This window comes from Limosilactobacillus reuteri, from assembly GCF_034259105.1.
Taxonomy (GTDB): Bacteria; Bacillota; Bacilli; order Lactobacillales; family Lactobacillaceae; genus Limosilactobacillus; species Limosilactobacillus reuteri_G.
This window is the reverse complement of record NZ_CP139478.1, coordinates 799,159-820,358: the sequence shown is the minus strand read 5'-3', so window position 1 is coordinate 820,358 and position 21,200 is coordinate 799,159. Positions and strand designations below refer to the sequence as shown.

At 38.0% G+C, this 21,200-nt stretch carries 20 protein-coding genes; 2 read left to right on the top strand and 18 right to left on the bottom strand.

What is annotated here, in order from left to right; genetic code table 11:
* Window positions 1–2: 2 nt before the first annotated feature.
* The 10 genes from SH603_RS04940 to uvrC form a co-directional block, all read right to left on the bottom strand.
* Window positions 3–914, bottom strand: coding sequence for an IS3 family transposase (locus tag SH603_RS04940; RefSeq protein WP_169471270.1), 912 nt, complete (start codon window positions 912–914; stop codon window positions 3–5).
* Entirely contained in the window at window positions 851–1,564 is a 714-nt protein-coding gene (locus SH603_RS04935) for a transposase (RefSeq protein ID WP_321534156.1), read from the bottom strand. The genes SH603_RS04940 and SH603_RS04935 overlap by 64 nt, the downstream gene beginning before the upstream one ends.
* Before the next feature lie 98 nt (window positions 1,565–1,662).
* Window positions 1,663–2,277 carry a DUF308 domain-containing protein gene (locus SH603_RS04930; protein ID WP_065867619.1) on the bottom strand — a complete coding sequence of 205 codons (615 nt, stop codon included), beginning with the start codon at window positions 2,275–2,277 and terminating at the stop codon, window positions 1,663–1,665.
* A 110-nt stretch (window positions 2,278–2,387) separates the two neighbouring features.
* Window positions 2,388–2,906, bottom strand: coding sequence for an adenine phosphoribosyltransferase (locus tag SH603_RS04925; RefSeq protein ID WP_321534155.1), 519 nt, complete (start codon window positions 2,904–2,906; stop codon window positions 2,388–2,390).
* A 16-nt stretch (window positions 2,907–2,922) separates the two neighbouring features.
* The gene (gene recJ / locus SH603_RS04920; protein ID WP_321534154.1) at window positions 2,923–5,250 is read right to left on the bottom strand and encodes a single-stranded-DNA-specific exonuclease RecJ; all 2,328 of its coding nucleotides are present in this window, start codon (window positions 5,248–5,250) and stop codon (window positions 2,923–2,925) included.
* 153 nt (window positions 5,251–5,403) lie between these two features.
* Window positions 5,404–6,534, bottom strand: a complete 1,131-nt coding sequence (locus tag SH603_RS04915; RefSeq protein WP_013923736.1) for an IS30 family transposase — start codon at window positions 6,532–6,534, stop codon at window positions 5,404–5,406.
* Between the two features lie 147 nt (window positions 6,535–6,681).
* Complete coding sequence (locus tag SH603_RS04910; RefSeq protein ID WP_169472466.1) at window positions 6,682–7,515, bottom strand: SDR family NAD(P)-dependent oxidoreductase; 834 nt, start codon at window positions 7,513–7,515, stop codon at window positions 6,682–6,684.
* Window positions 7,516–7,531: 16 nt separating this feature from the next.
* Window positions 7,532–8,461, bottom strand: coding sequence for a ribonuclease Z (gene rnz / locus SH603_RS04905; protein WP_003668232.1), 930 nt, complete (start codon window positions 8,459–8,461; stop codon window positions 7,532–7,534).
* 32 nt (window positions 8,462–8,493) lie between these two features.
* Window positions 8,494–9,810: a GTPase ObgE gene (gene obgE, locus SH603_RS04900; RefSeq protein ID WP_019254075.1), complete on the bottom strand. Its 1,317-nt coding sequence runs from the start codon at window positions 9,808–9,810 to the stop codon at window positions 8,494–8,496.
* Between the two features lie 64 nt (window positions 9,811–9,874).
* Complete coding sequence (gene uvrC / locus SH603_RS04895; RefSeq protein WP_003671189.1) at window positions 9,875–11,686, bottom strand: excinuclease ABC subunit UvrC; 1,812 nt, start codon at window positions 11,684–11,686, stop codon at window positions 9,875–9,877.
* A 142-nt stretch (window positions 11,687–11,828) separates the two neighbouring features.
* Here uvrC and SH603_RS04890 point away from each other — a divergent pair, with 142 nt between their 5' ends.
* Window positions 11,829–11,966, top strand: a complete 138-nt coding sequence (locus tag SH603_RS04890) for an SPJ_0845 family protein (RefSeq protein WP_003668237.1) — start codon at window positions 11,829–11,831, stop codon at window positions 11,964–11,966.
* Between the two features lie 197 nt (window positions 11,967–12,163).
* On the opposite strand, the gene SH603_RS04885 is transcribed toward SH603_RS04890, so the two are convergent.
* The 8 genes from SH603_RS04885 to rpsO form a co-directional block, all read right to left on the bottom strand.
* A complete protein-coding gene (locus SH603_RS04885) occupies window positions 12,164–12,463 on the bottom strand; it encodes a nucleoside triphosphate pyrophosphohydrolase family protein (RefSeq protein ID WP_003674350.1) in 300 nt (99 codons plus the stop codon).
* Window position 12,464: 1 nt separating this feature from the next.
* Window positions 12,465–13,055, bottom strand: coding sequence for a ribosome biogenesis GTP-binding protein YihA/YsxC (yihA, locus tag SH603_RS04880; protein ID WP_169471164.1), 591 nt, complete (start codon window positions 13,053–13,055; stop codon window positions 12,465–12,467).
* Between the two features lie 17 nt (window positions 13,056–13,072).
* On the bottom strand, window positions 13,073–14,323 hold the full coding sequence (gene clpX / locus SH603_RS04875) for an ATP-dependent Clp protease ATP-binding subunit ClpX (protein WP_003671194.1): 1,251 nt from the start codon (window positions 14,321–14,323) through the stop codon (window positions 13,073–13,075).
* A 177-nt stretch (window positions 14,324–14,500) separates the two neighbouring features.
* The gene (gene tig, locus SH603_RS04870; protein WP_169472468.1) at window positions 14,501–15,811 is read right to left on the bottom strand and encodes a trigger factor; all 1,311 of its coding nucleotides are present in this window, start codon (window positions 15,809–15,811) and stop codon (window positions 14,501–14,503) included.
* A 194-nt stretch (window positions 15,812–16,005) separates the two neighbouring features.
* Complete coding sequence (gene tuf / locus SH603_RS04865; RefSeq protein WP_003666836.1) at window positions 16,006–17,196, bottom strand: elongation factor Tu; 1,191 nt, start codon at window positions 17,194–17,196, stop codon at window positions 16,006–16,008.
* 178 nt (window positions 17,197–17,374) lie between these two features.
* Window positions 17,375–18,280: a hypothetical protein gene (locus SH603_RS04860; RefSeq protein ID WP_169472469.1), complete on the bottom strand. Its 906-nt coding sequence runs from the start codon at window positions 18,278–18,280 to the stop codon at window positions 17,375–17,377.
* 103 nt (window positions 18,281–18,383) lie between these two features.
* A complete protein-coding gene (locus tag SH603_RS04855) occupies window positions 18,384–20,177 on the bottom strand; it encodes a ribonuclease J (RefSeq protein WP_169472470.1) in 1,794 nt (597 codons plus the stop codon).
* 180 nt (window positions 20,178–20,357) lie between these two features.
* Entirely contained in the window at window positions 20,358–20,627 is a 270-nt protein-coding gene (rpsO, locus tag SH603_RS04850) for a 30S ribosomal protein S15 (protein WP_003666833.1), read from the bottom strand.
* 261 nt (window positions 20,628–20,888) lie between these two features.
* Between rpsO and rpsT the strand changes: the two genes are divergently transcribed.
* Window positions 20,889–21,143: a 30S ribosomal protein S20 gene (gene rpsT / locus SH603_RS04845; RefSeq protein ID WP_003666832.1), complete on the top strand. Its 255-nt coding sequence runs from the start codon at window positions 20,889–20,891 to the stop codon at window positions 21,141–21,143.
* The last annotated feature ends 57 nt before the right edge of the window (window positions 21,144–21,200 follow it).

Genomic DNA, 21,200 nt, shown 5'->3' with positions numbered 1-21,200 from the left:
TTTTAGGCAGCTTGATTGCGGAATTGTTCCGCGGTCAAGCCGTTTTTGCTTGTGTAAGCGCGTTTGGTATTAAAGTATTCAATGGCTCCTTTGACGAGCTGTTCTAGCTCTGCTAGCGTCTTAGGACGATTATGTTTGTTAATCCAGATTAGCTTGAAGTCATTCCACCAACGCTCTATGGGGGAGTTTTCCCAAGGATGACCGGGGTGTGACATACTATGAATACAATTTTTAGAGGCTAAGTAGTCGTTGAACATACTTGAGCAGTAAGCTGATCCGCGGTCAGTATGGATCATTGGTTGCGCATCAGGTTCAACCGTAAAAGCACGATTAAAGGTTTCAATTACTGCTGATGAAGTTTCTGTGTCTGAAATATTGTAGCTTAAAGCGTAACGACCATATAAATCTAAAATAACGTGTACTCGTACTTTATGAAGTGTGTGTTCGCCGTAGGCAACTTCCGTTGTGTCGGTAACCCACACTTCATTTTTAGTTTCACGGTCGAATTGTCCCTGCAATAAGTTGTCATTGATGTATTCTTCATGGCGTTGAATTCGATTGCGCTTCTTCTTCCTAATATTTGCTCTAATTCCATGCTTACGCATGCAATTAGTTATTCGTTTTAATCCAGCGGTAAAGCTTAAACGGTTTTCAAAGCTTAACTGTGTAGTCATCGCTAAATATCCCAGCGTCCAATTATGTTCTTCTTCTAACTCTACAATCGCTTCAAGTAACTCTGCTTGCTCATTATGATATCGACTTGGCTTTCGATTGAGCCATTTGTAATAACCATCTCGCGAAGAATCAGCTATTTTACACAACTGGCTAATTGACCATCCATTTTCTTGATTTAGTTCTTTGATGGCTTGGTACCGGAGTCCTTTTCCACCTCCCGATTGCGTATTTCTGTTAATTTTTTTGCGAACGCAATCTCCATCTCTTGCTTTTCTAGCTGAGCCCTTAATAAGTGATTTTCTGCCTTGAGTCGGTCAACTTCCGTCCACTTCTCTTCTGGCTTAGCTTTGCCTCGGCGATCACGAAGTGATTCTGGGTCATTACCGCTTTTGCGATACTTTTGATACCAGCCATAAACTTGTTGGTAACTAATATGGTACTTTTCAACTGCCCAATTGTAGTTCACATCATGCTTAATCAACTCTTCAATGATAGTAAGTCGTTCTTCAAAGTCAGTCTTTCGTCCACTCATTTTTGAATCTCGCTTTCTTGGCGTATAGGCCTTTAAGTTAGATTCATTATACCGGATAATCCATTGTTCTAGTTGCCTTTGAGATCGTAAACCGTGTTTTATCGCAAATAAATCTAATGCCTCATCTGTTTGTTGATATTGTTCAACCAATGAGTTTTTAAATTCTTTAGAGTAGCTTTGATTATGATGACTTGTTTGAAGTCCTAACATTCCCTGATACTTGTATAGAAGACTCCACCGCCTGATAGTTTTTTGGCTAATCTTGTACTTAGTTATTACCTTATGGATTCCATTTTGTAAAACTTCATTGAGGATTAAGAGTTTTTCCTCTGCTGAGTATTTAGATTTTCTTCCCATAGAAAAAGCCCTCCGAGTATAAGATGAATTTTCTATTTCATCTGTATACTCAGAGGGCATTATAGCCTGTTCTTGAACTAATCTTAGGTTATTTAGTTTTATTGATTAGCAATATCGTATGTAGTTTTGCCATCTTTGGCCGTATACAACGCCTTACTAGAATCACTTGGATTCATAATACTAATTGAATATCCTTCACCTAATGCTTTTTCTACTTGCCCTGAATTGCTTTTAATCGACTTAGTTAAGTTAGGCCAACCCATTTGTTCAGCCTGACTTGGATCTTGCGCTAAAGCTTTCAATGCTTCAACCGTATTATCATCAGTTGGCGTGATCTGGAATGTCTTACTATCTTCGTTATAGTCAACTGAACCTAATTTTGAATAACCCTTTTGCATTTGACGCAAAACAGCCATTGTCTTACTTTCTTGTTGCGCTTCATTTGCACTTGAATTGCCAATCGCTAATCCATTCGAAAATGATGAAAAACTACTGGACCGCGCCACTTGTGAAGATGAAGTACTTTGGCTTGAGCTAGCAGAATTATTATGATGAAAATAAGGTAAATTAATCACACCATAAACAATTGCGATAATACTCAATACGACAATGATTGTCCCGCTTTTCCATTCGCGATACTGTTGCCATGAATTAGCAAGATAAAAACCACCCAAAATTAAAAATAGGGCTCCCATTATTACTAAGAAAATCATAAATTAACTGGCTCCTTTTTATCAACGTAATGTTATTGTCCCGCATTCATTTTATATATACAACTATAATTTAAAAAGAAAAAAGGCTAGTATCCCCAGCCTCCTCCTAATTAAAATTCCATTAATGCCTTCATATCGTAATCTTTAAGCTTATCGCGACCATGAAGATCTTTTAATTCGATTAAGAATGCACAGCCAACAACAATACCACCCATTTGTTCAACCATATCGATTGTTGCAGAGATAGTTCCTCCTGTAGCTAAAAGATCATCCACAACAAGAACCCGTTGTCCCGGTTTAATTGCATCGGCTTCCATTTGCAAGGTAGCTGTTCCGTATTCTAAGTCATAAGATGCACTAATTGCTTTCCTTGGCAACTTACCCTTTTTACGTGCTGGAGCAAATCCAACACTCAGTTCACGAGCAATAGGACACCCAACAATAAAGCCTCGCGCTTCTGGTCCTACTACCATATCTACCTTTTTATCCTTAGCATAATCAACTAATTCGTCAGTAGCTTGCTTAAATGCAGCTCCATCAGCCATTAACGGTAAAATATCCCGAAAAATAACACCCTTTTCTGGATAATCAGGAACACTAGCTACGTATTTATAAAGGTCTAAAGCCATGAGATAAATAGTCTCCTTATTCTAAATTTAGATATTCCAATAGCCATTTAGCAACCGTTGCCGCATCATTAAAAAGCAACTGTTGTTCAACTTTATATTGTGCTAATTGTTTTTGATAACGTTTAGTTTGCGTTAAATCAGTCTTATTAGTTGGCTCATTAAACTTTAACACGTCATCTTTTATTGTAACAAATCCTACTTCAGAAAACACTTGAATCATTAGATTTAATCGATCCATATTAATCTTTAAATGATTGCTAACTGCTTTAGCTTGCATGGGCCATTTTAATTCTTTTTGCCTATAAATAAATCGATAAAGCTGTGCAAAATCATTCCGTGTTGGAAGCCCAGCTAAATAGGCACTTTTTCGCTGATACAATAATAAGCGAATAGTTGCTGGTTCTCCTTCATCCTCTGCAAAAATCCGTTTTAGCATTTCTTCACTAGATGGGCAGTCAACCAGCGTTACTTGTTGACCAGAAAAATCAGTCTTAATTGCTTCTTCGATCGATAAAGTATAGCCAGGAGCCACATGGGGAGCAATATTTTCTCGCAATCTTGGTTCTCTTACAATGTAATAATCTGAAGAACTAAAAAGCTGAGGAGTTAGTTTATTCGTTCGTTCATCAATAATTACCGTTCCATTAATTTGGAGATCTTCTAACATCAGTTGGACACTTTTTTTACCACGCCACTCATTAAGACTAACTTTAACGGCTAAATTAATTTGTCCGGTTGGCGCGGATAATAGTGTTGCCAAATTTCCTTGACCAAAAGCGACGACTGTTAGATTTTTTTTATCACTTACAATCGAAAATTTTAAATGCTGGTGTTCCTGTCCCATTGTTTTGACATCGACAACTTTAACGTTATTTAATTCAAAAACCGGTTCCATATTTCCTGGACCAAATGGAGCAACCTGTTGAATATCGTTATATAACTGTTGGGTAACATCAGCTGGTACAAGTTTCATTGCGATTGGAAGAGGTTGCTTTACCGTTGGATCAAATTTTTGTTTGACTGCTTCTTCTTCCAAGGCTATTTGCAGAGGTACAATATTTTTCTGATCAAAAGAAAGACCACAAGCAGCAGGGTGCCCACCAAATGTTGTAAATAGTTCACGATGAGCCTCCAAGGCATTGAACAAATTAAAACTGTCAACGCTTCTACCAGATCCTTTTATTAAGGTCGGATTATTTTGATCAGTTGATGCCACAATTGTTGGCTTTCCGGTCTCATTCATAATCCGACTGGCAACAATTCCTAATACACCTTGATGCCAACCTTTCCCAACAATTAATAAGGTCCTTTTCTGCTGGTTAGCTGAGCTATTAGCCTGTTTTTCTGCTTCTTTCATAATCTCAGCAACTAGGTTCTGACGTTCTTTATTAGCCTGATCTACCTCTTTAGCTAATTTTTGTGATTCATTCTCATCTAAACTCGTCAGCAGCTTAACTCCATCATTAGCATCAGCAATTCGGCCAAGCGCATTTAGCCGTGGTGCAATTCCAAATCCAATATCCTGATCAGTTAGATTGTTAGCTTTAATATCAGCTAATTTCATTAAAGCCGCTAATCCTGGACGCATCCCCTGTCGTAATTGCTGAATGCCATAGGAAATTAACGCATGATTTTCGTCCGTAACGTTTACTACATCAGCTATTTCACCAATTGCAACTAAGTCCAGTTCTTCAACAGGAAACTCACCAGTTAAAGCCCAAGCCACCTTAAATGCAACACCAACGCCTGACAAATCAGGAAAAGGATAATTACTACCAGGATAACGAGGGTGAACGATCGCAACCGCATTAGGCAAGTCAGCAGGCAACTCATGGTGGTCAGTAATTATAACATCTACTCCTGCTGCCATTACCTTATCGATAACATTTTTTCCGCTAACGCCATTATCCACCGTAATAAAAAGCTGGGTACCATTATCAACAAGACGTTGGTAAGCATCCACGTTAGGCCCATATCCATCTGTAAAACGATTTGGGACATAATAATTAACATTAGCACCGATAGATAATAGCGTTTCATACATTAAGGATGTGCTAGTAATTCCATCGGCATCATAATCACCATAAATAGTAATTTGTTCTTGCTTTTCAACTGCCTGCTTAATTCGCTCAACTGCTTTATCCATATCATGCAATAAGGTTGGATCATGGATCTCTTCCATCGATGGTTCAAAGAATTTTTTTGCTTGTTCGGTTGAATCGATTCCTTGCTGAGCTAATAAGGTTGCCAATATTCTAGAAATGCCTAACTCTTTTTCAAGATTATCAACAGTTAATGAGGAAGCATTATCGGCAAGTTCCCACTTAAATTTTGCATCAATCATTTAAAATTAACCACCATTTCAACGCCAAAATTAAACAAGAGGCTGGGATAAACTCAGTCTCTTTTATTTTGCTCCTTTCATTTTTTGAAAGAAACTGCTAAATTCTGCAATTTAACGAAAACCTAAATTTCAAGAATAAGTTAGCCACTGGACTCAAATAAATAATACTGACCAATTGATTATTGGTTGATGGAGCTGTGATATCTCTTGGTAGAAGGCCTTACGATAGATATCCATTGACGAATGTCCATTAAACATAGCTCGTGGATAGTGATTCATCCAATCATTAGTCGCTATGATCTGAGCACTACTATAGTTATTTATAGCTTCACCTTTGGTAATCTCCTTGCGGAGAAACCGGTTATTGATCTCATTGGATCCACGTTCCCAAGGGGAATACGGATCAGCATAGAAAACATGATCGTGAACTTGTGTTAACTCACTAAATTCTGAACCGTTGTCAGAGGTTATTGTCTTAAAGATGCGATAGTAAGCATCTGTGCCCATTTTCTGGCGTAAATTTATAAAGAACTGATTTACTGCATGCGCAGTTTTACCAGCAATTTTACTCGTGATATTAACTCGTGAAAGGCGATCAGTCATTACTAGTACAACACTGTCATTACCGTTTTTCTGTCCCTGAACTGTATCTAGTTCCCAATGGCCAATTTCGGACCGTTGGTCCGCAGTTTGAGGTCGTTGAGCAATATTAGGCCCTAAGCACCTTTTAGCTTGCGGATGAGTTCGATGATGCTTACGTTTAGGTTTTTCAAAGAGGTCTAAATTGGACGTACGAAGCACACCCTCATTAATCCATTGATATAAAGTTACAACCGACTTTGGGATCAGGGTGCCATCATTCATTAAATCTCGAGCCTTATAAATAACCGCTTGTGGGGAGTAATGGTGGTCGTCAAACTCACCAAGCATTAGCTGATCAGCTAATCGTAAAAATTGCTTTGAAGAATAATATAAGCGACGACGACCAGAATGGCGGTGATGTTCAAGATATGTGGCCTGACCAGCTTCATAACTATAGATGTAGTAAGAATATTCGTAAATCTTACCATTAGATTTTTGACGACGAAGTTGGCGGACCGTACCACGGTTGAGCTCGTTATTAATTGTTTGATGATTAACTCCTAATTGGCGACCAATTGCGCGATTGGAAAGTCCTTGCGACTTTAAAGTCGCAATCATCACACGTTCTTCTTTAGTAAGATGAGCATTCTTTTTATGAGTAGTCAATAAACTAGTAGACATGGTATCATTTAAGTGCGTCATTTGACGGACATCCTTTCATATAGGTTTGGTTCACTTAATATGATACCTGATGTCACGCCGAATGGCGTTTTTTATTTACCACCAACTGGGTGGCTAACTTCATTCTATAATCCACCAATTTAACGAAAATGAAAATAAGGGAGCATATTATAAGTTCTTCTTATCCTGTTGGAAATCAAAAAATTTCTTAATTGCCCAGTCACCTAAACCGGGAATAACTTGGTAAGCCCAGCCAAGATAAGCCACATATCCTGGAACATTAATTTCCCTTGTCTTATACCCAACATTATTCCAAATTCGTCGAGCTAAGTCTTCAGGAGAGATAAACATCCATTTTGGCAAATGTGCCCGATATGTATAATCATTATCCGCTTTATCAAAGAAAGGCGTATCAATTGGACCAGGATTAACTGTCAACACTTGGACACCATAATCAGCAACTTCCATTCGTAAAACGTTATCAAACTGGATTACCCCAGCCTTCATTGCTGAATATACAGTGCTATTTGGTGTAGGCAATTTACCAGCTAATGAACCCATATTAATAATGGCTCCATACCCTTGATCCATCATTTGTTTAGCCACACACCGACTAATATACATTAAAGCTAAGAGGTTTGTATGTACCATTTTTTCCATTGAGCTGTAAGATTCCTTAACTACGGGAATAAAGTCACCAAGCCCAGCAGAATTAATTAATACATCGATTCCTCCTACTTCATGTTGAACTTTCGAAAGCACATCATCAATCTGATCAGGGTCGGTGACATCCAATTGATAAGCAAATGCTGGCCGGCCAGATAAAATTAAACATTTCTTGGCTACTTCTTGCAACTTCTCAAGGTTACGAGAAACAACAACAACAATTGCACCACGACGAGCTGCCTCAAAAGCCAACTCTTTGCCGATTCCACTTGAACCACCAGTAATTAATACAACTTCATTTCGCAGAAAACGTAACGTCTTTACTCTTCTCAGCATTTTTTGCCATCTCTTTTCATTTTTTGAACGGAATATCAATCACATCAAAATCATTAACAACTCGAGTATCAGGAATAATATTACGAACTTGATATGCCAATTGATAGGCTGCTTTACCAGTGTATCGTGCTGAAATATGATTTAACAATAATTTTTTAACACCTGCTTTTTTTGCAATTTCAGCTGCTTGTTTGCTGGTTGAATGATAATAATTGTGTGCCATCTTCGTCTCATCTTTAGCAAAAGTACTTTCATGCACTAATACATCCGCATTTTGTGCTAACAAAATTGCATTCTTTGTTTGTCTAGTATCGCCTAAAATTGCAATAATGCGTCCAGGTTGAGGAGTGCCAATAAAGTCATGACCATCTAATACGCGACCATCAGGAAGAGTAACCGTTTTTCCAGCTTTTAGTTGGCCGTAAATTGGCCCAGATGGTACTTTTTGTTCTCGTAATTTCTCAACTTGTAATTCTCCTGGATGATCCGCTTCTTCAATCCGGTAGCCAAAACAAGCGATTTTATGATCTAACTTTCGTGCAATCACTCTAAAGCCATGATCATTAAATAGTTCCCCGTCATCTGTTATTTCAACAAAGTGCAAAGGATAACTGAGGCGTGACTCACTTACTTGCAAAGAAGTCTGAACATACCGCTTTATTCCTACTGGTCCATAGATCGTCAATGGTTCGGTTCCTCCTTGAAAAGAGCGAGAACTTAGTAACCCAGGTAAACCAAAGATATGATCACCATGCAAGTGAGTAATAAAGATTTTTTCTATCTTTCGTGGCCTAATTGTCGTATTGAGAATTTGATGTTGAGTAGCTTCTCCCACATCAAATAACCAAATTGCGTTTCGTTCTTCTAACAACCGCAATGCAACGCTTGCTACATTACGTTGCTTACTTGGGGAACCAGCGCCTGTTCCTAAAAATTCAAGTTGCATTTATATTTTTCCTACCTTTGCTACGTATAATTTTATTGAATAAATTCAAAAACAAATTTTTCAATTCTTACAAGATCGCCATCTTGTACACCTTTAGCTCTTAACGCATCATCAACTCCCATATGACGAAGTTGACGAGCAAAGCGTAATTGACTTTCTTCATGAGTTAAATCAGTCATCTTAAATAACCGAATAAGTTTTTCGCCGCCCAATACCCAGGTGCCGTCTTCATCCTTGGTAATGGTAAAGTCCGCTTCATCCTTCTTGTCAGGAGCAGCAGCACGATATTCAGCGACTAATTCTTTATCATGACTCTCACTATCAAATGCGGGCGTCTTATCTAAGAGATCAGCAGTTAATTGCATTAATTGTTGAACACCTTGATGAGTAACCGCTGAAATAGGGAAAATCTCTGGCTGTTTTTCTAAAGTTTTATCTGCTGCCAAATCAGCTTTAAAAGCAGCTAAGTTATCGGCAGAATTTGGCAAATCCATCTTTGTCGCAACTACAATTTGTGGTCGTTTTAATAATTCAGGATCGTAATTAGCAAGTTCCTTATTAATTTGCCGGTAACGTTCAATTGCTTGATGAGGATCTTCACTGCTCATATCAACTAGGTGAAGGAGAACGCGCGTACGTTCAATATGCCGTAAGAACTTCAATCCAAGGCCGACACCCTTCGATGCTCCTTCAATTAAACCAGGCATATCAGCCATTGCAAAATCACGGCCATCTGGTAGCATTACCATTCCGAGATTAGGAGTTAATGTCGTAAATTCATATGCAGCAATTTTAGGCTTAGCACCGGTTACTACTGATAATAAAGTTGACTTTCCAACAGAAGGGAACCCAATTAATCCAACGTCAGCAAGCATCTTTAATTCTAATTCTAAGTAATGGTCTTCTCCTGGTTCACCATTTTCAGCAATTTCAGGAGCAGGGTTTTTAGCACTAGCAAAGTGAATGTTGCCGCGACCACCACGGCCACCCTTGGCAACTACTAATTCTTGATCCTTTTCAACGAGATCACCAATAATCTCACCAGTATCAAGATCCCTAACAGTAGTACCTTGGGGAACAGCAATAATTGTATCTTCTGCACTTGGACCAGTCATCTGTTTACTCATCCCATTGCCACCGTTTTTAGCTTTAAAAATTCGGTGATAACGGAAATCCATTAATGTCCGTAATCCTTCATCAACTTTTAAAATGATACTGCCTCCACGGCCACCATCGCCACCAGCTGGGCCACCGTTAGGAACATATTTTTCACGACGAAATGCCACCATTCCATCGCCACCTTTACCTGCATGTACTTCAATTTTTATTTGATCAACAAACATATTCATAATGATTGTCTCCGTTCTTTAGTCTATTATTTAGTATATTTAAAATTTATAAGCCTGTCAAAATTCAATCATGACTACTACCCTTCGCCACCTCAGCATTTTTCTGCAATGAAACCTTAATTAACTGGGCGGTAGGTCGATTAATCCCCAGTGAATGGATTTCATCAACTGATGCTTGAGCAATCTTGGTAATTGAACCATATTTTTTAAGTAATTTCGTCCGAGTCCGCGGTCCCACTCCCTTAATTTCATCCAAACGCGAGCTTAACGAATGCTTGGTATGAACGCGCCGGTGGAAAGTAATTGCAAACCGGTGAACCTCATCTTGAATGCGTTGAACTAAGTAAAAGCCTTGGCTCCGTGGATTCAAATTAATATGGTGATCATCATCCCCGAACAATAAGTCAGCGGTTTGGTGTTTATCATTCTTTACCATCCCTACTACCGGAATATCGAGACCAAGTTCATTCTCTAAAACATCTTTAGCCGCATCCATCTGAATTTCGCCACCATCCATAAAAATCATATCCGGCATTGGCTTATTCTCTTTTAAGAGACGCGAATACCTCCGTCGAATAACTTCACGGGTACTGGCAGCTTCGTCAGCATGATTAATCACCGTTTTCAATTTATACTTCCGGTAAAAATTTTTAGCTGGTTCTCCATTAACAAATACAACCATTGCACTAACAGGATCAGCCCCCTGAATATGAGAATGATCAAACGCTTCAATCCGGTGACCTTCTGGAAGTCCAAGGGCATCCGTAATCTCTTTCATCGCACCGGTAGTCTTACTTTGGTCCATCTCAAGCAGTCGAAATTTTTCATCTAAAGACAACTGAGCATTTTCATGTGCCATTGCTAAGAGGTCCCGTTTTTCACCACGAACCGGTGTCCGAACTGGTACCCCTAATATTTCACTTATTTCTTTATTGGGAAGGCCCTTAGGAAGAAGAATTTCACGAGGCAAAATATTATTGCGACGATTATAAAACTGGAGAATAAAGCTAGTCATTTCTTCAACTGCCGTATCCACGATTGGAAATAGACGTTTTTCTCGTTTCATCAACCGCGCCTGCCGAATAAAGAAAATTTGAATAGAAAGCCACCCTTTATCCATATAGAAATTAAATAAATCACGAGGGGTTTTATCATTTGAAATAATCTTTTGTTTTTCAACTGTCACTTCAATATAGTGAAGCTGGTCTCGAATTTCAGCAGCTCGTTCAAACTCCATGTTTTCTGCTGCTAGTTGCATCTTTTTGGTTAACTGTCGCTTAACTGTCGCTGTATTTCCACTCAAAAATGACTTAATTTTTTTAATTTGCTCTTCATATTCGCTCTTAGGAACGTCTTTAAAACAAGCTCCTAAACATTGTCCCATATGGTAATACAAACACGGACGGCCTTGATACCCATTACATCGTCTTAATGGGTAAACCTTTTGAATAAAATGCATCGTCTCCTCCGCAGCATAGACATTTGGATAAGGGCCAAAATAATATCCACCATCTTTTTTTATTTTACTAACGATCTTAATTTGGGGATCCCGCTCATTTGTTATTTTTATGTAGGGATAACCAGTTCCCTTTTTTAATTTGATATTGAAATAAGGTTGATGTTTTTGAATCAGCGTTATTTCAAGTAAGAACGACTCCTTATTAGTCGAAGTTACAATGGTTTCAAAGTCCGCAACTTCTGAAACCATTTTAGCTACTTTACCGGTGTGGCTACTCTTAAAGTAAGACCGAACCCGATTTTTTAAATTTTTAGCTTTACCAACATAAATTATCTGATCATTAATGTTTTTCATCAGGTAGCAACCTGGCTTGTCAGGTAACAATGCTAGTTTATGTTCTAAATGTTCACTGGCCATCGCAAAATCCCTCCGAAAAATTATCTAACAATATATTATATCTGAAAAATCATCATTAAGGCAAAGAAAGTGTTTAGAAATAATTGTACATTTAGCAAAATTTATGCTAGCATTTTGTCAAATATAAAAAAAGGCTAAAAAAATGGGATTAGTTACTAGAAGAAGCGAACAGCTTGATAAATTATTTGATCAATTTGCGATTGATCCTAAAAAACCAAAAGCAACTAAAAAAAATGACGATAAAAAAGAAAAAGATAGCAAGGATAAAGAAAAGAAATAATGCAAAGGAGGCTGGGGGAAAACAAAAGTTTTCTCCCAGCCTCCACTACTTTTATGAACAATAGTAACGTGGAACTAACTTCGCGTCGCCACAAGGCTCGAGTCTAAGTACGAACGATAATCAGCCCGTGCCGTGCTAATCATCGCCCTAGCTTAGCCAACCGCCTTGTCGAGAAGGCTATTTTCCACTCTCTATTTTTAATCTTGCTTTTTAAAACCAGTCGGATAGCGCTGATTTAATTCCTCAATATTTGCTTTGGCAACCTCTTCAAATGGAATATCGGCCCATTCTGCAATTTGAGATAAATACCATAAGACATCACCCATTTCGTGGATTAGTTCCTTACGATCTAATTTTCGACTACGAAAAGTATAGTTTTTTACTAAATCAACGACTTGTCCTGACTCACCAGCTAATCCTAATGCACAATTTGTTAAAACTTGTTCATTCCCATATAAGGTTCGTTTTGCTGCATTTTGGTATTCATTAAAATCCAACTTAGTTCTTCCCCATTCGCTCTTCAATCCACTGCCAAACATCATCTTTACCCTTTTTCTCTGTAGCTGAAAATAGAATAATCGGTGTTGAACTCTCAACATCAAGGGTCTTTTTGATAAGGCTTAGTTGGCGATTCCATGTACTTCGTTTTACCTTATCAATCTTTGTCCCTACGATTAATGTTGGAATATTATAATATTGTAACCAATTATACATATTTACATCATCAGGGGTGGGTTCATGCCGTGCATCAACTAATTGAATAACTCCGCGTAATTGTTCACGTTGGGTTAAGTATTGTTCGATCATTTTTCCAAATCGTTCTCGCTCTTTTTTCGAGACTTTGGCATACCCATATCCTGGAACATCGACAAAATATACCTTATCCTCAACGTCATAGAAATTTAACGTCTGGGTTTTACCTGGCTGACTAGACGTATGAGCAAAATTGCGCCGGTTGATTAAGACATTTGTCAACGATGACTTCCCAACATTTGAACGACCAACTAAAGCAATTTCTGGAATATTTGTTTTAGGATATTGTTCATCACTTACGGCACTGATTGTTAAATCTACATTGTGAACTTCCATTTGCTTACCTCATTTCATTAAGAAGCTTTTTCATCCTTTAAAACGTAACGAGGTTCTGTATGTTGCGTTACACATCGTTTATCAATAATTACCTTTTCTACATCTTTACGACTTGGCAAGTCAAACATTACATCCCGCATTACATCTTCAATAATCGAACGGAGACCACGAGCACCTGTATTTCGCTTGATTGCTAGTTGTGCCATTGCTCGTAATGCACCATCAGTAAAGGTCAACTTACTTCCATCAAGGCGAATTAACTCTTGATATTGCTTAACTAATGCATTCTTTGGCTCAGTAAGGATTCGAACAAGGTCATCTTCATCAAGTTTTTCAAGAGCAGTCATCACAGGTAATCGTCCAATAAATTCTGGAATCAAGCCAAACTTAAGAAGGTCTTCTGGGATAACATGTTGCAAAATATTTTTATCCGTAACCTCTTCAGCTTCTCGTGAGTCTGTTCCAAATCCAATTGTCTTATCACCGAGTCGTTCCTTAACAATTGTTTCGATTCCATCAAAGGCTCCCCCAACAATAAAGAGGATATTCTTTGTATCAACTTGGATAAATTCTTGCTGTGGATGCTTACGTCCTCCCTGAGGTGGTACATTAGCAATTGTTCCTTCAAGAATCTTTAAAAGAGCTTGTTGAACCCCCTCTCCAGAAACATCACGCGTAATTGATACATTTTCACTCTTCTTTGCGATTTTATCAATTTCATCAATGTAAATGATTCCTTTTTCAGCACGTTCTACATCAAAGTCAGCAGCCTGAAGTAATTTAAGGATAATATTTTCAACGTCTTCACCAACGTATCCAGCTTCAGTTAAAGTTGTAGCATCTGCAATTGCAAACGGAACATTTAGAATTCGCGCAAGTGATTGGGCAAGATAGGTTTTCCCAGAACCAGTTGGACCAATTACGGCAATGTTGCTCTTTTGAAGTTCTGTATCATTATTATCGCCACTCATCATTGCATTAACCCGCTTATAGTGGTTATAAACAGCAACTGCTAATGTTTTTTTAGCATCACCTTGACCGATTACATAGTCATCCAGTTCGTTAACAATCTCTCCTGGAGTTGGCACACGGAAAGCTTTTTTAGCTTCATCTTCTGCTAGTTCCTGATCAATAATTTGTTTACAAAGGTCAACACATTCGTTACAAATATAGACGCCAGGACCAGCAACAATTTTTTTCACTTCATCTTGGGACTTTCCACAAAATGAACAGTGAACTGAATCCATACCAGTGGTATCTTCAAACATAAATGAACCTCCTCTAAGACTTATTAAAACATAATAACAAAATTACTGTTTAATTTCGACTAAATTACTCAGTAAATTATTTTCTACTTTATCTTACTAATATTTGATTAAAATAGCGAGGCTGGAAGAAAACTACTGTTTTCTTCCAGCCTCATTGATTAGTAATTATTTAACAAATTACTTGTCAGACTTTTCGTCATCCTTAACTTGCTTTGCTGAATCAGCAACTAAGTCAACAGCCTTACGGATCTTAATATCATGCATTAACATGTCTTTAGATAATGCCTTCTTAACAGCATCTTCTTCCATACCGTATTGCTTTGCAAGGTCAGAAATTTCTTTAGCAATTTCTTCATCAGTAGCATCTAAGTTAGCATCGTCAACAATTGCTTCTAAGACAAGGTTAGTCTTTACACGTTGAGCAGCATCATTAGCAAATTGCTTCTTCAAATCTTCTTCCTTTGTACCAGTAATTTGGAAGTACATTTGAGGACTGATACCTTGTTGTTGCATTCCTGCTAAGTATTGTTGCATTTGACGGTTAGTGTCATCATCCAACATTGCTTGTGGAATATCTTGGATTTCTGCATTAGCAACAGCCTTATTGATAGCAGCATCTTCAATAGCAGCCTTAGCTTGGTTATCCTTTTCTTCTTGAAGTTGCTTCTTAGTCTTTTCCTTTAATTCAGCTAAAGTATCAACATCTTCGTCAACATCCTTAGCGAAATCATCGTCAAGTTCTGGTAATTGCTTTTCCTTGATTTCGTGAATCTTAACCTTGAAAAGTGCATCCTTGCCAGCAAGATTCTTAGCGTGGTAATCTTCTGGGAAGGTAACATTTACATCAACATCTTCATCAGCGTTGTGACCGATTAATTGATCTTCAAAACCTGGAATAAATGAGCCTGAACCTAATTCTAGTGAGTAGTTTTCAGCTGAACCGCCATCAAATTCTTCACCGTCAACGCTACCCTTGTAATCAATAACGACAGTATCACCCTTTTCGGCTGGCTTATCTTCTTTTAATACAAGTTCAGCTTGTTGTTGACGCTTAGTTTCAAGTGCATCATCAACATCAGCATCAGTAACAGTGGTGTCTTGAGCAGAAACTTCCATACCCTTGTATTCACCTAATTTAACTTCTGGCATAACGTCAACTTCAGCAGTTAATACCCATGGTTGACCCTTTTCCATGCTCTTAATATCAATCTTAGGTTGATCTACAGGTTGAATGTTAGTTTCCTTTACTGCTTCGTTATATGCATCAGGTAATACCTTGTTTAAGGCATCTTGATACAATGATTCTTCACCGTACATTTGGTTAAAGATTTGACGAGGGACACGACCCTTCCGGAAGCCCGGAACAGTGATCTTTTTACGAGTCTCAACGAAAGCTTCGTCAATTCCCTTGTTAATAGTGTCGACATCAATTTCAAATGTCAATGTACCTTTGCTGGCATCGCTATCGCGTTCCCATTTTGCTGACATTTTATTTCCTCCAATAACAAATCAATTTGACTAATTAATATTTATAATTAGTCTTTACATACTATATTAGTTTACCGTAGGAGACCAGTAATTGCAACTTATTGACGGCTGATCCCCAAGTTATTTTCAAATATTTTTGTTAAAGAAAAAGACTTGGGTTTCCCCAAGCCTTTCAGCATATCTGTACTCAAAAATTAGTCTAAGATGTCGGATACAACACCGGCACCAACAGTGTGTCCACCTTCACGAATAGTGAACTTAAGACCCTTTTCAAGAGCAACTGGCTTTTGTAAGTTAACAGTGAATGTAACGTTATCACCAGGCATAACCATTTCTACACCATCTGGTAATTCGATAGTACCAGTAACATCAGTTGTGTGGAAGTAGAATTGTGGACGGTAGTTTGAGAAGAATGGAGTGTGACGTCCCCCTTCTTCCTTAGTCATAACGTAAACTTCACCCTTGAAGTTCTTGTGAGTTTGGATTGAACCTGGTTCAGCCAAAACTTGACCACGTTGGATTTGGTCGTGTGAAATACCACGAAGAAGTACACCAACGTTATCCCCAGCTTCACCAAGATCAAGAGTCTTGTGGAACATTTCCAAACCAGTAACAGTTGACTTAAGAACGTCTTCAGTTAAACCAACGATTTCAACTTCGTCACCGACCTTAACAGTACCACGGTCAATACGACCAGAAGCAACAGTACCACGACCAGTGATAGTAAATACGTCTTCGACAGGCATCATGAATGGCTTGTCAGTAGGACGCTTTGGAGTTGGAATGTAGTCATCAATAACATCCATTAAGTGAAGGATAACTTTTTCTTGTTCTGGGTCACCTTCAAGTGCCTTAAGAGCTGATCCACGAACAACTGGAACATCGTCACCAGGGAAATCGTATTCGCTAAGTAAGTCACGAACTTCCATTTCAACTAAGTCAACTAATTCATCATCGTCAACTAAGTCAGTCTTGTTCAAGAATACAACGATGTATTGAACACCAACCTGACGAGCAAGAAGAATGTGTTCACGAGTTTGTGGCATAGGACCATCAGTAGCAGCAACAACAAGGATAGCACCATCCATTTGTGCAGCACCAGTGATCATGTTCTTAACGTAGTCAGCGTGTCCAGGGGCATCGATGTGTGCGTAGTGACGCTTTTCAGTTTCGTATTCAACGTGGGCAGTGTTGATAGTGATACCACGTTCCTTTTCTTCTGGAGCAGCATCGATATCAGCGTAATCTTCTGCCTTTGCTAAACCTTTGGCTGCCAATACCTTTGTAATAGCAGCAGTTAAAGTAGTCTTCCCGTGGTCAACGTGGCCAATAGTACCAATGTTAACGTGGGGTTTTGTACGTTCATAATGTTCTTTTTCAGCCATTAATGAAAACCTCCTGATAATTTACAAGTATAATGCCAGATCATCTGATTCGGTGACTGACATACCCTTATACATATTGTACAACTTCTTTTCGCCAATTGAAAGCTTTAATCTTAGGCTCTGAAGAAGAATTCTTAAATATAATATCAACTATCTGTTCATTTGTAAATGTATTTGACTAATGTTTTTCTATTAATTCGTCAATCTGCTTACCTAGTCGTTCCTGCCAGGTACTAGAAACTGTATTTGTTGCGACTTTCTTTCCTTCTATTCTTGCGATTAAAACGTCTGTCCATTCATCAATGTCCTTAATAATTTGATTAATTCGCGGATACAAAAACATTACCTGTAATTGAAATTCTTGAATTGCCAGCTTTTCTGTCTGCGGGTTTTGATTTCCACACTTTTCCTTAATTAATCTCTTACCTTCACTAACGATTGGCAATAAATTTAAAGGCTGAATATCGGCTGGCACAATTGTATATTCTTTCTTATCTAGCCAATAAACAGTAACTGGATCTGCAACTTGTAACTTACTAAGCAGCTCAACCAAACTAGACTTTACCAGTGGATGAGTGTAGGGATCACGAAGCAGGAATTTAGCGCCTGTAATAAATTCATTTAAAGGAAGTTTAAAAGCCGCCTGCAGCCTACTTTGCTGCTCTTCAAGGGAGTAATCTCCTAAATGATAAAAGTCTCGCAAACGTGTTTGTAATGTCTCCTGGTACTCTTGACGAGATTTTTCCTCCCCCATTGTAACAATTGTCAGCAAATCTTCCTGCCATTGCGAAAGACTACTAATCACCTGTCTTGCTAAAACAAATAATTCATTTTGACACAAAATTTTAATGGCAATTTGAGCATCTGCCAAGCTATCAAACATTACTTCTAAATACTCAAACAAGTAAGTACAAGCCCTGGTATATTGTTGAGAATGATACAGAGCGATTATCGTCAATCGACCGATTTCTGAATCATCAACCTCGTTTATAAGATCTTCCAGAATATTACTAGCTTCTTGCCATTTTTCTTCAGCAATTAATTTTTGAGCCTGGAGATATTGATCTTGTTGGGTTTCTTTCATTTTTATCACCCTTTTTTATTTCATTACTTTATACAATTGTTCATAAAAGCAGTTGAGGCTGGGAGAAAAACGAAAGTTTTCTCCCAGCCTCCCTTCACATTACTTATATTAAACAGCTACTTCTTTTCTTTTGCCATTCGTTTTTACCACGACCACGATGATGTTCTTTCGTTGAACGTGACTTCGCAGATTTCTCTTCTTTCTTCTCAACATTGTTTTTAATCTTCTTTTGATGTTGATTAATCTCCATAATAACTGGCAAAATAACTGGATGCCGTTTAGTTTGATCAAACAAGAATCGGTTTAATTTATCGCGAACATCTTGTTTCAAGTGACTCCAATCAAATTCCTTTTGATCTAGATTTTCTTGAACAATCTTTTCAACTAAGTCAGCACTCTGTTGCATTAGTTGACGGTTAGTCTTTACAAACACGAATCCTCGTGATGTAATTTGTGGTCGAGCAACGATCTTTTTCTTTTTCCGATCAATAGTTGCCACCACAACAAAAATCCCATCCTCTGACAGGACGCGCCGATCTCGTAAAACAATATTACCGATATCACCGACACCTGTTCCGTCAATCATAGTATTACTTACATCAATATGTTCTCCAACATGGAATTTACCATTTTTGTAAGTCAGAACATCACCCTTATTAACGAGGAAGATATTTTCTTTTGGAACTCCTACTTCTTCTGCTAATTCCGCATGACGATCTAACAGACGGTATTCACCTTGAATTGGAATGAAGAACTTGGGTTTCATGAAGTTCAACATTAATTGTTCATCATTTTGGTTAGCATGTCCAGAAGGATTCAAATCATCAGAAATAAATTTAACCTCTGCTCCCGTACGATAAATCATATCTTTTGTCTTTTGTACCTCAGTCTCCTGCGCATAAGAAGGAGTAGTAGTAACAAAGACAAGATCGGTACTCGTTAATTGTAAATTAGGATTATCGCCGTTTGCAATTTGCTGTAATGACTTAATCGGTTCACCCATTTTACCAGTTTCTAAAATAACAACTTGGTTTGGTTCGAGTTTTTCTGCTTCCTTGCGACTAATAAATAAGTCATCTGGTAAGTGTAACTTTCCCAAAGACATTGCTGTATCAATAATTTGTTCAATGTCTTTTCCAGATAAAACAATCTTCCGGCCAACGGCTACAGCAGCATTGATAATCTGCTGTACACGCATAATATTTGAAGCTACACTAGCAACAATAATCCGACCGTTTTGATATTTAAAAGTTTCTTTAATATAGTCTCCAATATCTTGTTCACGAGCAGACGCACCCGTAATTCCGGCCCCAGCAGAATCACTTAAAAGTGCTAATACACCTTGTGATCCAATTTCCGCTAAACGAGCAAGGTCTGTTTGATAACCCTTTTTAGCTGTCTGATCGAATTTAAAATCACCAGTGTAAACAATATTTCCTGCTTTAGTTTCTAAAACAACCCCTAAAGTTTCAGGAATAGTATGGGTCGTCTGGAAGAATGAAACTGTAACATCATTAAAATCAATTGCTGTTGACGCATCAACAACATGAAAATCATTAAACTTCTTAACTTCCTTATGGTTTTTAACTGCCAGCTTTGCTAAGGCAATCGTCATCACGCTTCCAAATACCGGAACATTAAAGTCCATCAAGAAATACGGGAGTGCTCCAATTGAATCTGCATGTCCGTGTGTTAAGAATACCCCGACTATCTTGTCCTTATGTTCACGAAGATATTCCCAGTCAGGAATGACAACATCAATTCCCATTAATTCATTCTCAGGATATTTTAACCCCGTATCCAAAATGAAAATTTGGTCTTCAATCTCAACGGCGTACATATTTTTACCATTTTCGCGTACACCACCAAAAGGAATAATTTTAATATTATTATCCATTGATTTGGCTCCTTTAATATTTAGTTTTGAACCCCTTATCGATTACAATATGTAGCGATAAGAATTTTATATCGTTCATTATAGTTATAAATATCTTACCACAATCAGTGAAAATAATGGAGTAAAAACAAAAAACACATTGCCTCCAAGTAGAAGGCAAAGTGCTTTGATAATAAAATATTACCGACGTAAACCTAACTTTTGGATAAGTTCACGGTAAGCAGGTAAATCAGTCCGACGTAAGTAAGCTAATAAGTTACGACGGTGACCAATCTTCTTCATTAAACCACGTTGTGAATGGTAATCGTGCTTGTGTGTACGAAGGTGATCGTTCAATTCGTTGATGTCAGCAGTTAAAACAGCAACTTGAACTTGAGTAGAACCAGTATCTCCTTCGTGAGTTGCGAATTCCTTAATAATTTGATCTTTACGTTCTTTTGAAATAGCCATGCTATTTTCCCACCTTTCAATATTAATGCGCCTAAGATCTAAGTATAACGTCGGTGAGGATCGTTAAACTGAGAAGAGGCAATTAATTACTTGTTTGAAGTAACCTATATAAATATACATAAAATTTACTAATGTTGCAACTATTTCTATGAAATTTTGACTTGATCGTCGTTAGCTATTGCATTGCTCGCTAGTCTTTTGTATAATGACAAATGTTGAAAATTCTGGTCAACTGAAAATCGGGTAACGGAGGTGAAACTCATGCCAATTATCAAATCAGCAATTGAACGTGTTCGTACTAGTGAAAAAGCTGAAGCACGTAACGCTTCACAATTAAGCCAAATGCGGACTGCTATTAAGAAGTTCGATAAGGCAAAGCTTGCTGGCGCAGATAACCTTGACGACTTATACAAGGCTGCTATCTCAGCAATTGACCGTGCCCACTCTAAGGGCCTTATCAAGGCTAACAAGGCTGCACGTGACAAGTCACGTCTCTCAGCACGTTACGCTAAGTAATAAAAAAGCAACTATTAAGTTAGTTGCTTTTTTATTTTTAACTTTTCACAAAAAGAG

Bases quoted from the DNA above. Each gene is read 5' to 3' on its own strand.
- SH603_RS04910 (WP_169472466.1), bottom strand. From the start codon at position 7,515: ATGCTGAGAAGAGTAAAGACGTTACGTTTTCTGCGAAATGAAGTTGTA.
- SH603_RS04925 (WP_321534155.1), bottom strand. From the start codon at position 2,906: ATGGCTTTAGACCTTTATAAATACGTAGCTAGTGTTCCTGATTATCCA.
- SH603_RS04855 (WP_169472470.1), bottom strand. From the start codon at position 20,177: ATGGATAATAATATTAAAATTATTCCTTTTGGTGGTGTACGCGAAAAT.
- obgE (WP_019254075.1), bottom strand. From the start codon at position 9,810: ATGAATATGTTTGTTGATCAAATAAAAATTGAAGTACATGCAGGTAAA.
- rpsO (WP_003666833.1), bottom strand. From the start codon at position 20,627: ATGGCTATTTCAAAAGAACGTAAAGATCAAATTATTAAGGAATTCGCA.
- yihA (WP_169471164.1), bottom strand. From the start codon at position 13,055: ATGGAAGTTCACAATGTAGATTTAACAATCAGTGCCGTAAGTGATGAA.
- clpX (WP_003671194.1), bottom strand. From the start codon at position 14,323: ATGTTTGAAGATACCACTGGTATGGATTCAGTTCACTGTTCATTTTGT.
- tuf (WP_003666836.1), bottom strand. From the start codon at position 17,196: ATGGCTGAAAAAGAACATTATGAACGTACAAAACCCCACGTTAACATT.
- SH603_RS04935 (WP_321534156.1), bottom strand. From the start codon at position 1,564: ATGGGAAGAAAATCTAAATACTCAGCAGAGGAAAAACTCTTAATCCTC.
- SH603_RS04915 (WP_013923736.1), bottom strand. From the start codon at position 6,534: ATGACGCACTTAAATGATACCATGTCTACTAGTTTATTGACTACTCAT.
- rnz (WP_003668232.1), bottom strand. From the start codon at position 8,461: ATGCAACTTGAATTTTTAGGAACAGGCGCTGGTTCCCCAAGTAAGCAA.
- SH603_RS04890 (WP_003668237.1), top strand. From the start codon at position 11,829: ATGGGATTAGTTACTAGAAGAAGCGAACAGCTTGATAAATTATTTGAT.
- rpsT (WP_003666832.1), top strand. From the start codon at position 20,889: ATGCCAATTATCAAATCAGCAATTGAACGTGTTCGTACTAGTGAAAAA.
- recJ (WP_321534154.1), bottom strand. From the start codon at position 5,250: ATGATTGATGCAAAATTTAAGTGGGAACTTGCCGATAATGCTTCCTCA.
- SH603_RS04860 (WP_169472469.1), bottom strand. From the start codon at position 18,280: ATGAAAGAAACCCAACAAGATCAATATCTCCAGGCTCAAAAATTAATT.
- tig (WP_169472468.1), bottom strand. From the start codon at position 15,811: ATGTCAGCAAAATGGGAACGCGATAGCGATGCCAGCAAAGGTACATTG.
- SH603_RS04930 (WP_065867619.1), bottom strand. From the start codon at position 2,277: ATGATTTTCTTAGTAATAATGGGAGCCCTATTTTTAATTTTGGGTGGT.
- uvrC (WP_003671189.1), bottom strand. From the start codon at position 11,686: ATGGCCAGTGAACATTTAGAACATAAACTAGCATTGTTACCTGACAAG.